The 13,576-nt window shown below is 68.0% G+C and carries 13 protein-coding genes; 6 read left to right on the top strand and 7 right to left on the bottom strand.

Annotated features, from left to right (window positions below):
- Positions 1-3: 3 nt before the first annotated feature.
- From UU7_RS09730 to UU7_RS09745, 4 genes are all read right to left on the bottom strand, one after another.
- Positions 4-852, bottom strand: coding sequence for a universal stress protein (locus tag UU7_RS09730; protein WP_007807802.1), 849 nt, complete (start codon positions 850-852; stop codon positions 4-6).
- Between the two features lie 25 nt (positions 853-877).
- Positions 878-1,447 carry a GNAT family N-acetyltransferase gene (locus tag UU7_RS09735; RefSeq protein WP_007807803.1) on the bottom strand — a complete coding sequence of 190 codons (570 nt, stop codon included), beginning with the start codon at positions 1,445-1,447 and terminating at the stop codon, positions 878-880.
- A gap of 149 nt (positions 1,448-1,596) precedes the next feature.
- The gene (locus UU7_RS09740) at positions 1,597-2,361 is read right to left on the bottom strand and encodes a cyclic nucleotide-binding domain-containing protein (RefSeq protein WP_007807804.1); all 765 of its coding nucleotides are present in this window, start codon (positions 2,359-2,361) and stop codon (positions 1,597-1,599) included.
- A gap of 155 nt (positions 2,362-2,516) precedes the next feature.
- On the bottom strand, positions 2,517-3,908 hold the full coding sequence (locus UU7_RS09745; protein WP_007807805.1) for an MBL fold metallo-hydrolase: 1,392 nt from the start codon (positions 3,906-3,908) through the stop codon (positions 2,517-2,519).
- A 164-nt stretch (positions 3,909-4,072) separates the two neighbouring features.
- Between UU7_RS09745 and UU7_RS09750 the strand changes: the two genes are divergently transcribed.
- From UU7_RS09750 to UU7_RS09770, 5 genes are read left to right on the top strand one after another with little or no spacing between them, the layout of a single operon-like run.
- Positions 4,073-4,345, top strand: coding sequence for a PepSY domain-containing protein (locus UU7_RS09750; protein WP_007807806.1), 273 nt, complete (start codon positions 4,073-4,075; stop codon positions 4,343-4,345).
- A 29-nt stretch (positions 4,346-4,374) separates the two neighbouring features.
- A complete protein-coding gene (locus tag UU7_RS09755; protein WP_007807807.1) occupies positions 4,375-4,971 on the top strand; it encodes a cytochrome b/b6 domain-containing protein in 597 nt (198 codons plus the stop codon).
- A gap of 4 nt (positions 4,972-4,975) precedes the next feature.
- Positions 4,976-5,650 carry a response regulator transcription factor gene (locus UU7_RS09760; protein ID WP_007807812.1) on the top strand — a complete coding sequence of 225 codons (675 nt, stop codon included), beginning with the start codon at positions 4,976-4,978 and terminating at the stop codon, positions 5,648-5,650.
- On the top strand, positions 5,647-7,026 hold the full coding sequence (locus tag UU7_RS09765; RefSeq protein WP_007807813.1) for an ATP-binding protein: 1,380 nt from the start codon (positions 5,647-5,649) through the stop codon (positions 7,024-7,026). Before UU7_RS09760 ends, UU7_RS09765 begins: the two co-directional genes overlap by 4 nt.
- A gap of 31 nt (positions 7,027-7,057) precedes the next feature.
- On the top strand, positions 7,058-7,498 hold the full coding sequence (locus tag UU7_RS09770) for an OsmC family protein (RefSeq protein ID WP_007807816.1): 441 nt from the start codon (positions 7,058-7,060) through the stop codon (positions 7,496-7,498).
- Positions 7,499-7,562: 64 nt separating this feature from the next.
- On the opposite strand, the gene UU7_RS09775 is transcribed toward UU7_RS09770, so the two are convergent.
- Positions 7,563-8,849, bottom strand: a complete 1,287-nt coding sequence (locus UU7_RS09775) for an NRAMP family divalent metal transporter (RefSeq protein ID WP_007807818.1) — start codon at positions 8,847-8,849, stop codon at positions 7,563-7,565.
- Positions 8,850-9,029: 180 nt separating this feature from the next.
- Between UU7_RS09775 and UU7_RS09780 the strand changes: the two genes are divergently transcribed.
- On the top strand, positions 9,030-11,429 hold the full coding sequence (locus UU7_RS09780; protein ID WP_007807821.1) for a phosphoketolase family protein: 2,400 nt from the start codon (positions 9,030-9,032) through the stop codon (positions 11,427-11,429).
- Positions 11,430-11,443: 14 nt separating this feature from the next.
- On the opposite strand, the gene UU7_RS09785 is transcribed toward UU7_RS09780, so the two are convergent.
- Together UU7_RS09785 and UU7_RS09790 are read right to left on the bottom strand one after the other, a co-directional pair.
- A complete protein-coding gene (locus UU7_RS09785; RefSeq protein ID WP_007807823.1) occupies positions 11,444-12,637 on the bottom strand; it encodes an acetate/propionate family kinase in 1,194 nt (397 codons plus the stop codon).
- Positions 12,634-13,572, bottom strand: a complete 939-nt coding sequence (locus tag UU7_RS09790) for a bifunctional enoyl-CoA hydratase/phosphate acetyltransferase (protein WP_007807824.1) — start codon at positions 13,570-13,572, stop codon at positions 12,634-12,636. The genes UU7_RS09785 and UU7_RS09790 overlap by 4 nt, the downstream gene beginning before the upstream one ends.
- Positions 13,573-13,576 lie beyond the last annotated feature (4 nt).

The raw sequence follows: 13,576 nt of genomic DNA on the forward strand, positions 1-13,576 counted from the left end.
CGTCTAGTGCTGCATCAGTACCGGGACGACGGCTTCCGCCAGCACGCGTCGGGTGGCCCCGCCAAAGACGCGTTCGCGCACGCGCGAATGGCCGTAGGCGCCCATCACCAGCAGGTCCGCGTCGATGTTTTCCACTTCCTTCAGCAGGATTTCACCGGCCATCGCGGAAGAGGCGCGAATGTAGTTGGGTCGTGGGGTGACGCCGTGGCGCAACAGGTAGATGAAGGGGTCAAAGTGCGGTCGTCCTTCATCGCCATTGCGCATGTCGCCGTCGACCAGGGTGACCTGCCGCGCCACCCTGAGAAACGGCAGCGCGGCATGGATCGAGCGGATCGCCTCGACGCTGCCGTTGCAGCCGATCACGATGCGTTCGAAGCGGATTTCCCGATCGAGCCGCGGGGGCAGGATCAGGCAGGGCAGTTGGCAGGACAGGATCGCCTCGCCGAGGACGTCGAGCAGGCCGGATGCCGGCACCATGTCGCGCTCGATCACCGCCAGGTCGTGTCGTGCGCCGAGCCAGCGCAGGCTGTGGGCGAGGCCCATCCGGGCGACAATCCAGTCGGCGTTGCTGATGCCGGATCGGCGGGCGAAGGATTCGAAGGCCGCCCGCTCGTCAGCGAATTCGGCTCGCGGTTCGAGCAGCAGGCCCAGTACGCTGGGTTCGCTGTCCGCTTCGCTGCCGGTGAGTTTTCGCAATGCAGGGTCCAGGTAGCAGCCGGTCAGGTTGCTGCCCCAGCGCCTGGCAATGGCGGCGCCGGCGACGACCGCCGGGCTCCATGGACTGGTCGAAGTCGCCAGCGCGAGGATGTCGCCCGGACGCTTGACGTCCGGTGTCTGTTCGGTGCTTGTCATGGCGGCCGTGTCGATTTGGTGGCGTTCAAAGATCGAGCGTGTGGATGACCTGGGTGGCGTCATCCGGGTCGCGCCGGCGCTGGAAGCCGAGGTGGTCGGCCAGTTCGCGCATCGGCTCGTTCTCCGCGGCGTCGGTCGAAAACATCTTGCGAAAGCCGTTCTTGCGCGCGACCTCGATCAGCCGCCTCATCAGCAGCACGGCCAGGCCGCGATGGCGCCAGTCGTCGGCCACGGTCACCGCGCATTCGCATTGCCCCGCATCGCCGCTGGCGCTGTAGCGGCTGATGCCGACTTCGCGCAACTCGCCGTTGTCGTGGGCGAGCGCGATGAAGGCCATCCGGTTCCGCTCGTCGATGTCCATCAGCTGGTCGAGCAGGGCGGGGCTGGCTTCCTTCAGGCTTCCCATGAAGCGGAAGCGGCAGGCCTGTTCGGACAGGCGATGGATGAAATCCTTCTCGCGCTGGCGATCGTCGGGACGCAACGGGCGTATCAGTACCGCGCTGCCGTCGTTCAGCGTGTCGATCCAGTGGGTGCCTTCGATGGCACCGAAGGGTGTGCCCGAAGAGGCGCCGTGATCGGAGTGGCTGGTGGACATGGTCGTTCCCGCAGTGGATGAATCGTGATCGATTCCCATGCCGGGAGGGGCGGCCATCGCGGCACGGCTTTTCGCTGCGTACTGTTCTACGCCGGCCCGGAGTGGCTCGACTTGATCCAGGTCAATCAGGCAGGAAGGCGATGGCGGGCTCAGCCGTTGTCGCGTTGTCTCGACGGCGAGGTGGAACTGCTGCGGCAGAGCTCGGCGAGCAGGTCCGGTCGACGGATGGTCACCGCTTTGCGGTTGACCTCCAGCACGCCCATTTCCTCGAGTCGCGAGAACAGGCGGCTGACCGTCTCGACCACCAGGCCAAGGTAGTTGGCGATGTCGTAGCGCGACATTGACAGGGTGAGCATGCTGCCGTCGCGCTGCAGGCGCTGGTAGCGGTCGGACAGGCTCTTCAGGAAAATCGCCAGTTGCTCCTGTGCCTGCTGCCGTCCCATCACCACCGTGTGCCGGTGTTCCTCGACCACCTCGCGGCTGACCACCCGCATCAGCTGTCGATGCAGCGCCGGCACCTCGCTGGTGACCTGTTGCAGGCGGTCATACGGCAGCTCGCAGATGCTGCTGCGCTCCAGCGCCTCGGCCTGGCTGACATGCCGGTCCGTGGCCAGCGCGTCGAAGCCGACGATGTCGCCGGGCAGGTGGAAGCCCAGGATCTGCATCGCGCCGGTGTCATCCTGCACGAAGGTCTTCAGTGAACCCGAACGGACCACGTAGAGCGCGTGGAAGGGGTCGCCGTCGCGATACAGCGCACCGCCGCGATCGAGCATGCGCTTGTCGCGGATCGCCATGTCCAGCTTCTCGAGGTCATCGCCGCCGATCCCGGCGGGCAGGCACAGGTCGCTCAAGGCGCAGGACGAACAGCTGCGGCGCAGCTGGCTCAGGTCGAGCACGGTGGATTCGTCGGCCATCGTTTCCTCGGTGGCACCTGCGGTGAACCCGGTTGGGCGCCGCGCCGGTGCGGAGTCTGCACGCACCATAACATGCGGCACGGCCGCCTCACCCGGCCGCCCGCGGGCAGGCCAGCACCGCAAGTGCCGGATCTGCCAATCCGCCTGCGTCAGGCTCAGTCGATCCTGATCGGTTCGTGCAGGCCGGGCAGCTGGCAGTTCACGCCTTGCCCGGTCAGCACGTCCTGCATGGCCTGCATGCCGCGGTCGTATTCGCCGTGCACCAGGAACACCTTGCGCCGCGGTGCATCACCCAGCCAGGCCAGCAGCGAGGGCTGGTCGGCGTGGGCGGAGAAGCCGTTGATCGTCCACACCTGCGCGCGCACCGGGATCTCCTCGTTGAACACGCGCACGCTGGCGGCCCCGTCGATGATCCGCCGCGCCAGCGTGCCTTCCGCGGCATAGCCGACGAACACCACGCTGCTGCGCTCGCGCCACAGGTTGTGCTTGAGGTGGTGACGCACGCGGCCGCCGTTGCACATGCCCGAGCCGGCCAGGATGATCGCGCCGCCGTCGACGTTGTTGATCGCCATCGACTCGGCCGTTTCGCGGGTGAAGTGCAGGCCGGGCATGGCAAACGGGTCGCCGTGCTGCAGTTCGTCCAGGAAGCGCTGGTCAAAGCATTCCCGGTGGCGGCGGAAGATCTCGGTGGCGGAGATCGCCATCGGCGAGTCCAGGAACACCCGTACGTGCGGCGGAATTGCGCCGCTAGCGATGCCGCGGTGCAGGTAATAGAGGATTTCCTGGGTGCGCTCCAGCGCGAAGGTGGGGATCACCACGTTGCCGCGCCGGTTCACCGTGTCGCGGATGGCCTGGTACATCTCGTCCACCGAGTCCGGCACTGAACGGTGCGGACGATCGCCGTAGGTGCTCTCCATCACCACGTAGTCGGCCGGCGGCGCGGGTGTCGGATCGCGCAGGATCGGTCGGCCGGGGTTGCCGAGATCGCCGGAGAACAGCATGCGGCGCTGCCGCTTGCCGTCGTCGAGCTGCAGCAGGATCGACGCGGAGCCGAGGATGTGGCCGGCATCGAGGAAGCGTGCCGTGACACCTTCGACCACCGGCACCGTTTCGTCGTAGCCGACATCCGGGCCAAAGAAGTCCAGCGCTTGCAGCGCCTCGTCCAGGGTGTACAGCGGCGGTGTCACTTCCTCGCCGCGGCGATTGCGGCGTTGCGCCCGGCGCGCCTCTTCCTCCTGCAGGCCGGCCGAATCGAGCATCACCACCCGCGCCAGTTCGCGGGTGGCGGCCGTGGTGATGATGCGACCACGAAAGCCCTGGCTCACCAGTAGCGGGATCCGCCCGCAATGGTCGAGGTGGGCGTGGGTCAGCAGCAATGCATCGATGCCGGCCGGGTCGAAGCCGAACGGCTCGGCATTGGCCCGCTCCACTTCGTCGCTGCCCTGGAACATGCCGCAGTCGATCAGTACGCGGCGATCGTTGCAGGTGACCAGGTGGCAGGAGCCGGTGACCTGTTTGGCGGCGCCGTGGCAGCTGTAGATGATCATGCGGGTCTTGCTCCGGATGGCACAGTCCGGCGGACTTTCCCATGAAGCCGCCGCAACCGTACTGACCGACGTCAATCGCGGATGTCGAAGGGGCTTAAGACCCACGTAAGCCTTCCCGGTTGCAATGCCACCCAAGGCAATCATGCCGATACGGGAGAAGCACCATGAAGCGCATCGTCATCGCACCGTTGTTCCTCGCCGCCGCCGTCCTGTCGGCGTCCGCCTTCGCCGCACCGCAATGCACCAAGGCGCCGCGCGCGCAGTGGCTGACCGAGGCGGCGATGAAGCAGAAGGTGCTCGACCAGGGCTACACCATCAAGGTGTTCCAGGTCTCGGGAAACTGCTACGAGATCTACGGCAAGGACAAGGCGGGCAAGAAAGTGGAGATCTATTTCGATCCCACCGACGGCCGCATCGTCAGGAAGAAGGGCGGTTGATCGTCACCTGACTCGAGCGAGGAAAAGCCATGAACGCGATGGTCAAAGTGTGGGACCCGCTGGTCCGCCTGTTCCACTGGTCGCTGGCGGGCTTGTTCCTCGCCAACTTCTTCACCGACGACGGCGAGCTGGTCCACCGTGGGATCGGTTACGCCGTGCTGGCCCTGCTCGCGGTGCGTTTCGTGTGGGGCTGGGTCGGCACGCGGCACGCGCGCTTCGCCGACTGGGTGCCCGGCCCGCGCCGGGTGCGAGACTACCTGCGCGAGCGCCTGGCCGGGCGCTCGCGACGACAGCTCGGGCACAACCCGGCGGCCGCCGTGATGATCCTGGCGCTGCTGGTCGGCGTGTTGCTGGTCGGTGTCACCGGCTGGCTGCAGACCACAGATCGATTCTTCGGTGAGGGGTGGCTGGAGGAGCTGCACGAAGCGCTGGCCTACGCCGTGCTGGGGCTGGTCGTGCTGCACGTGCTGGCCGCGGTGGGCGAGAGCGTGCATTACGGCGAGAACCTGGTCGCCGCGATGATCCACGGCCGCAAGCATGCGCTGGGGCAGGATGCCGCAGGCGGCGAAAAGACGGCGCCAATTGCTGCAAGTCAAGTGGGCGGATCGATCACGCGAGAAGAATGAGGCCATGCGCGTCCTGCTAGCCGAAGACGACCGGGCACTGGGGCAGGCGCTGGCCGACGGCCTGCGCCAGCTCGGCTATGCGGTGGACTGGATCACCGACGGCAACCAGGCGGCCGCCGCCCTGAGCGACACCGCGTATGCCGCGGCGGTGCTGGACTGGAACCTGCCGCGCAGCAGCGGCCCGGCGATCATCGCCGGCATGCGCCGGCGCCAGGACGCCACCCCGGTGCTGCTGCTGACCGCCCGCGACGAACTGGCCGACCGCGTCGCCGGGCTGGACGCCGGCGCCGACGATTACGTGGTCAAGCCGGTGCACCTGGACGAACTGGCCGCCCGCCTGCGCGCCTTGTTGCGGCGGGCCGACGGCCAGGTCGAGCCGGCGATCCGCGTGGGCGCGCTGGAAGTCACCCCGGCCGCGCGCAGCGCCACGCTTGCCGATGCGCCGCTGGAGCTGACCGCGCGCGAATACGCGTTGCTGGAAATGCTGGTGCGCCATCCCGGGCGTGCGTATTCCCGCGAGCAACTGGAGGATGCGTTGTACGGCTGGGACCGCGAAGTGGCCAGCAACGCGGTGGAAGTGCACATCCATCACCTGCGCCACAAGCTGGGACCAGGCTGGATTCGCACCTTGCGCGGTATCGGCTACGCCATCAATCCGCCCGGCGGGGTTGCCGCGTGATCCGCCCCTCGCTCAACCGGCGGCTGGTGCTGCGGCTGCTGGCCGGCATCGTGCTGGTGTGGTGTGCCGCCGCCGGCTGGCTGGCCTGGCGCAGCCTGCACGAGGTCGACGAGATCTTCGACCAGATGCTGGTGCGCACCGCCGCCAGCGTGTTCGCGGTGATGCCGGACGAGGTCGCCCGCGTCGGTACGGTGCGCCTGCCGGACAAGCCGCTGCTCGGCTCGGACGATACCGCCCAGCGGCCGGCCATCGTGCTGCGCGATGCGCGCGGCGAACTGCTGGTCGAGAGCGCCGAACTGCCGCTGCTGCGCTTCGACCCGGGTGATGCGCACTTCCATTCGATCGTGCACGACGACCGGCGCTGGCGGGTGTTCCAGCGCTGGGATGCGCGGCATCGGTACTGGGTCCAGGTCGGCGCGCCGCTGGACGAGCGCGACGAACTGCTGCGCAAGCTGCTGGCGCCGGCGCTGCTGGCCTTGCTCGCGCTGCTGGTGCTGGTGCCGCCGATCGTGTTTGCCGGTTTGCGCAGCGGGCTGAAACCGCTGCGCCAGCTGGCGCGCAGCCTCTCCGCCGGCACCGATCCGGCCGCCGCCTCGCTCACCGACGCGCGGGTGCCGGTCGAGCTGGCGCCGTTCACCGAGGCGATCGACCAACTGGTCGATCGCCTGCGGCGCAGCCTGGAACACGAACGCCGCTTCACCGCCGACGCCGCGCACGAACTGCGCCACCCGCTGGCGGCGCTGCGGCTGGAACTGGACCTGGCCGGGCGCGGCGACGATGTGCCCGTGCGCGCGCAGCACCTGCAGCGCGCGCAGGCGGCGCTGGACCGCATGCAGCGACTGGTGGCCCAGCTGCTGATGCTGGCGCGGGTCGAGAAACTGGCCGAGCTGGACGACGCCGGCCCGTTGCGTCTGGTGAGCGTGGCCGAAGCCGCCCTGCGCGACGCCAGCGAGCGCGCGGCGGCGCGTTCCATCGAGCTGTCGCTGGACCACGACGGCAACGACTTCGTGCTGGGCAGCCGCAGCCTGCTCGACATCCTGGTGCAGAACCTGCTCGACAACGCGCTGCGCCACGTACCCGACCACGGCCAGGTGAACGTGCGCGTCGGCGGACGCGACGAACAGGTGACACTGGAGGTGAACGACAGCGGCAGCGGCTTCGCCGACGCGGCCGTGGCGCGGCTGGGCGAGCGCTTCCATCGCCCCGAAGGCAGCATCGGTGAAGGCAGCGGGCTGGGCCTGTCGATCGCCCAGGCGATCGCCCGCCTGCACCACGGCGAGCTGGCCTTCGGTCGCTCCGCGCTGGGTGGCGCGCAAGTGAGTTTCAGCCTGCCGCGCGTCGCGACCGACGCGGCGCATGCGCCCGGCTACGCTTGATCCATCGGCCGTCTCATTCTGGAGAACTCCCATGACCGAACCTGCTGGCAAGCTGAGCTTCCAGGTCCTTGCCCATCGCACCGATGCCCACGGCAGCGTCGCCCGCTGCAAGCATGCCGAACTGTCGCTGGATACCGATCTGGCCGGTCGCCTCGATGCGTTCAATCCCGCCGAACTGCTGCTGGCCGCCCTGTCGGCCTGCATGATCAAGAGCATCGAGCGGGTCACGCCGATCCTGAAGTTCCAGTGGCGCGGGGTCGAGGTGCGCGTGCATGGCGTGCGCCAGGACGTGCCGCCGCGGCTGGAATCGATCGACTACGAGATCCTGGTGGACAGCGACGAGAGCGAGCAGCGCCTGGCCTTGTTGCACGACAACGTGCGCAAGTTCGGCACGGTATTCAACACGGTGGCGCCGGGCACGCGTCTTTCCGGCGTGCTGCGGCGAGCGGATGGGAGGAGGGCCGACGGCTGAATGGCATCGTCGCATCGGGAGCCACCCTGCGGTCGGGCTCGTCGAAGGCCGGGCCGCCGCGCCTTCACTGTCCCCAGCTGACGAACATCACCACGGCCGCCGTCGCCATGGCCGCAGTAGCCAACCAGCCGAAGATCTTCAGCGGCCACGGCATGGTGAACTTGCCCATGACCTTGCGCCGCGAGCCCATCAGCATCATCACGACCATCAATGGCACAGCGGTGACGCCGTTGACCACCGCGCTCCAGTACAAGGCCTTGATCGGGTCCAGCGGCGTCAGGTTCAGCGCGATGCCGGCGAGGCTGGCGACGATCAGTACGGTGTAGAAAAAACGGGCGTTCTGCGGCTTGTATTCCAGCCCGCTGCGCTGACCGAAGGCGCCGGCGGCGGCATAGGCGGTGGCGCCGGCCAGCACCGGTACGGCGAGCAGGCCGGTGCCGATGATCCCGGCGGCGAACAGCGCGAAGGCCAGGTCGCCAGCCAGTGGCCGCAGTGCCGCGGCCGCTTCGGCGGAGGTCTGGATGTCGACCTTGCCGTGTGCGTGCAGCACGATCGCGGCGGTGAGGATGATGAAGAAGGCAATCAGGTTGGAGAAGATCATGCCGACCGTGGTGTCGATGCCGATGCGGCGCAGGGCGCTCGGCGCCTGCTTCGGCGCGCGGCGCAGCGGCTTGCGGCGTTTGCTGGAGGTCATTTCCTCGACCTCCTGCGCCGCCTGCCAGCAGAACAGATAGGGGCTGATGGTGGTGCCGAGCAGGGCGACCAGGCCGACCGCGTATTGCGCATTCCAGCGGATGGGCGGCAGCACCAGGCTCTTCAGTACGGCCAGCCACGGCACGCCGATCACCAGCACGGTGGCCACGTAGGCAAACAGGCTGAGGGTGAGCAACTTCAGGATCGGGGCGTAACGGGTGAACGGTATGAACACCTGCAGCACCAGCGACAACAGCGCGAAACCCGCCGCGTAGAGCAGCGCCGGTCCGCCGATCAGCAGTTGCAGCGCGGCGCCCATGGCACCGATGTCGGCCGCCAGGTTGATCACGTTGGCGAACACCAGCGAGGCCGTCAACGCGTAGACCAGCGGATGCGGATAGTGCTTGCGCATGCCGTCCATCAGGCCGTGGCCGGTGACGCGGCCGATGCCGGCGCTGACCGCCTGGATCGCGATCATCAGCGGCATGGTCAGCACGACGCACCACAGCATGCCGTAGCCGAATGCGGCCCCCACCTGCGAGTAGGTGGCGATCCCGCTGGGGTCGTCGTCGGCCGCGCCGGTGACCAGGCCTGCGCTCAGGTTGGCCCACACCGGCCTTTCGGTACCGCCATCTTCGGTGTTCCTGCGCACGGTCATGGGTGTTTCCGGTGGAGTGGTTGCCGACTGGGCCGGTGTCGCAGGTCAGTGCCCGTTGCCCAAGTGTGGTCGGGAGTCGGTGCGGTTGCACGACATGCGGCAATGTGCAGCATCGGAATTCACGGATACGGGTACATACTGCGGGCATACCGGGCTTCCAGCCCGCCGGGGAGACTGTCGATGGCGACCCACCTGGATTGTCCGCCGGCCGATGCCGGATCGTTGCGGGGCATCGATGCGTGGTGGCGCGCGGCGAACTACCTCTCGGTCGGGCAGATTTACCTGCGCGCGAATCCGCTGCTGCGCGAACCGCTGGCCCCGGCGCACATCAAGCGCATGTTGCTTGGCCACTGGGGCACCACACCGGGGCAGAACTTCATCTACGCGCACCTGAACCGGGTGATCAGGCAACACGATCTGGACATGCTCTACCTCTCCGGGCCCGGCCATGGCGGGCCCGCCGTGGTGGCCAATGCCTACCTCGACGGCACCTACAGCGAGGTCTATCCGCAGATCGGCCGGGACGAGGCCGGCTTGCAGCGGCTGTTCAAGCAGTTCTCGTTCCCGGGAGGCATAGCCAGCCATGCCTCGCCGGAGTGCCCGGGCTCGATGCACGAGGGCGGCGAACTCGGCTACTCGCTCAGCCATGCGTTCGGCGCCGTCTTCGACAACCCCGGCTTGATCGCCGCCTGTGTCGTGGGCGATGGCGAGGCGGAGACGGGGCCGCTGGCCACGGCGTGGCACTCGAACAAGTTTCTCGACCCGGTGGGCGATGGCGCGGTGCTGCCGATCCTGCATCTGAACGGCTACAAGATCGCCAATCCCACCGTGCTGGCACGCATCGGCCATGACGAGCTGGAGCAGCTGTTGCGCGGCTACGGCTGGACGCCGCATTTCGTGGTGGGCAGCGAACCGGCGGCCATGCACCAGGCGATGGCCGCGACGCTGGACGCCGTGGTGGCGCAGATCCGCCAGATCCAGCGCGACGCCCGCGAAGGCGGCGTCACCACCCGGCCGCGCTGGCCGATGATCGTGCTCGATTCGCCCAAGGGCTGGACCGGCCCGGCCGTGGTCGACGGACGGCCAAACGAAGGCACGTTCCGCGCCCACCAGGTGCCGTTGTCGATCTCGTCGACGAGCCCGCCGGAACACCTGGCGCAGCTCGAGGCGTGGCTGCGCAGCTATCGGCCGGAAGAACTGTTCGACGAGGAAGGCCGTTTCCGCGCGGAGTGGGCCGCATTGGCGCCGACCGGGACGCGTCGCATGAGCGCGAACCCGCACAGCAATGGTGGCCTGCTGTTGCGCGACCTGAACATGCCGGATTTCCGCGACTACGCCGTCGACGTGCCGATCCCCGGCGTGCCCGGCATCGGGGACACGCGGGTGCTCGGGCCGTTCCTGCGCGACGTGATCCGGGGCAACGCCGAGCAGCGCAACTTCCGCATGTTCGGGCCGGACGAGACGCTGTCCAACGGCCTGGGCGCGGCGTTCGAGGTCACCGATCGGCAATGGCAGGCCACTACCTTGCCGGGCGACGAGTTTCTCGCCCCGAGCGGGCGGGTGGTGGAGATGCTCAGCGAGCACCAGTGCGAAGGCTGGCTGGAAGGCTATCTGCTGACCGGGCGCCATGGCCTGTTCAACTGCTACGAGGCATTCATCCATATCGTCGATGCCATGTTCAACCAGCACGCGAAGTGGTTGAAGATGACCGCGGCGATTCCGTGGCGGCGCAAGATCGCCTCGCTGAATTACCTGCTGGCGTCGCATGTGTGGCGACAGGACCACAACGGTTTCACCCACCAGGATCCGGGTTTCATCGACCACGTGATCAACAAGAAGGCCAGCATCGTGCGGGTGTACCTGCCGCCGGATGCGAACTGCCTGTTGTCGGTGATGGACCATTGCCTGCGCAGCCGGCACTACGTCAACGTGGTGGTCGCGGGCAAGCATCCGGCGCCGCAATGGCTGGCGATGGATGCGGCGGCGAGCCATTGCAGCCAGGGCATCGGCCTGTGGCCGTGGGCCAGCAGCGATCAGCACGATGAGCCGGACGTGGTGATGGCCTGCGCCGGTGACGTGCCCACGCTGGAAACGCTGGCCGCGATGTCGATCCTGCGCCGTTACCTGCCGGAGCTGAAGGTGCGCGTGGTCAACGTGGTCGACCTGATGAAGCTGCAGTCGCCCAGTGAACATCCGCATGGCCTGGACGATGACGACTTCGACCAGTTGTTCACCCGCGACACGCCGGTGATCTTCGCCTTCCACGGCTACCCGACACTGATCCACCGCCTGACCTACCGGCGCGCCAACCACGACAACCTGCACGTGCACGGCTACCGGGAGGAGGGCACCATCACCACCGCGTTCGACATGACGGTGCTCAACCAGCTCGACCGTTTCCATCTGGTGATCGACGTGATCAACCGGGTGCCGCGGGCAGGCGAGCGCGGCATCTACCTCAAGCAGAAGCTGCTGGACAAGCTGGTCGAGCACAAGCGGTACATCGACGAGAACGGCGAGGACCTGCCGGAGATCCGCAACTGGGCGTGGAGCGCGGAGACCGCAGGCATGCTGGCGTAAGGCCGTGCCGTGCTTCAATGGCGAATGAGGGTGGCGGCAGCGCTGGCGGCCACCCATTCCTCGTTGGTGGGTTCCACCACCACGCACACCTTGCTGGCCGCGCTGGAGATCACGGGGGCATGGGCGGCATTCGCCGAGGGGTCCAGCGCGATGCCGAGAAAGCCCAGGGCGGCGCAGATGCGTTCGCGGATCGCCGCGTTGTGCTCGCCGATGCCGGCGGTGAACGCCAGCATGTCCAGGCCGTTCAGCGCCGCCGCCAGCGCACCCACTTCGCGCACCGCGCTGCGCACATACAGGTCCAGCGCTTCGCGTGCGCGTGCGTCGTCCTCATGCTGCAACAACATGCGCGGATCGGACGAGATGCCGGAAACGCCGAGCAGGCCGGACTCGTGGTACAGCATCCGCGCCACCTGTTCGAGCGACAGTTTGCGGATCTCCATCAGGTAGATCACCGCGCCGGGGTCGAGCGCGCCGCAACGCGTGCCCATCATCAATCCATCCAGCGCGGAGAAGCCCATGGTGGTGGCGACACTGCGCAGATCCTGCAGCGCGCACAGGCTGGCGCCGCTGCCCAGGTGCGCCACGATCGTGCGGCCGCGCGCGGCCACGCCGTAGCGCTCGCCCAGGGCCTGTGCCACGTAGGCATACGACAGGCCGTGGAAGCCGTAGCGCCGCAAGCCCTGCTGCCAGGCCGAGCGTGGCAGTGGCAGCATTTTTTCCACGGTGGGCATGCTCTGGTGGAAGGCGGTGTCGAAGCAGGCGACTTGCGGCAGTTGCGGCTGTTCATCCAGCAGCGCGGCGATCGCTTCCAGCGCAAAGGGTTGGTGCAGCGGCGCCAGCGGGACGTAGCTCTTCAGGTCGGCCAGCACCCCCGCATCGACCCGCGTCGGCTCGAAATACTTGCTGCCGCCATGCACGACACGGTGAGCGACCGCCACGATCCGGCCATCTTCCAGGCGATCCACGATGCGTTGGCGCAGCAACGTCAGGGCCGACAGGTACGGCTGCCCGGCATCCAGTGTCAGTGGCTCGACAGCGGTGTCGATCGCGCTGAACACCGGCGTGGCGCCGGTGATGCCTTCGATCGCGCCGCTCCAGTGCGGCGTGCGCGACAGCGGCGTGTGGCTGGCGTCGAACAGCGCGAACTTGATGCTGGAGGAGCCGCAGTTCAGCACCAGGATCAGCGGGCGGCCGGTGGCGTCGGTCATGGCGGTGAGCGCCGGTAGTGGTGGGCGATCAGCACGGCCAGCGCGCAGGAGGCGATGCGCGATTCGCGCGGGTCGGCGCGGCTGGTCAGCACGATCGGCACGCGCGCACCCACCACCACCGCCGCGCTGGTGGCGCCGCCAAGGTATTCCAGCTGCTTGGCCAGCATGTTGCCGCTTTCCAGGTCGGGCACCAGCAGGATGTCGGCGCGGCCGGCCACATCCGAGGCGATGCCCTTGATCTTCGCGGCGGCGGCGGAGATCGCGTTGTCGAAGGCCAGTGGGCCGTCCAGGATCGCGCCGGTGATCTGGCCGCGATCGGCCATCTTGCACAGCGCGGCCGCGTCCAGCGTGGCTTGCATGCGCGGGTTGATCGTCTCCACCGCGGCCAGTATCGCCACGCGCGGCGTGGCCACGCCCAGGATGTGGGCCAGGTCGATCGCGTTGCGCACGATGTCGGCCTTGTCCTCCAGCGTCGGCGCGATGTTGATCGCGCCATCGGTGATGATGAACGGACGGGGGTAGGCCGGCGTTTGCATCAGGTAGCAGTGCGAGATGCGCCGCGCCGTTCGCAGGCCGGAGGTGGCGGCCACCACCGCGGCCATCAATTCGTCGGTATGCAGGCTGCCTTTCATCAGCGCGTCGACGTGTCCGCTGGCGGCCAGCGCCACCGCCCGGTCCGCCGCCGCGTGGCTGTGGGGCACGTCTTCGATGGGAATGCCGGCCAGGTCGAGCGCGCCGTCTTTCGCGACCTGCTCAAGCTTGTGGCGTGGCGCCACCAGCACCGGCTCGATCAGTCCGCAGCGCCGGGCATCCAGCGCGGCGGCCAGGCTGGTGGCATCGCAAGGATGGACCACCGCCATGCGCACGGCACCCAGCTGCCCCGCGCGCTCCAGCAGCGGTTCTCCGATGGTGGTGTGGGCTGGCGTCGTGGTCATGGCG

This window comes from Rhodanobacter spathiphylli B39, assembly GCF_000264295.1.
GTDB classification, from domain to species: Bacteria; Pseudomonadota; Gammaproteobacteria; order Xanthomonadales; family Rhodanobacteraceae; genus Rhodanobacter; species Rhodanobacter spathiphylli.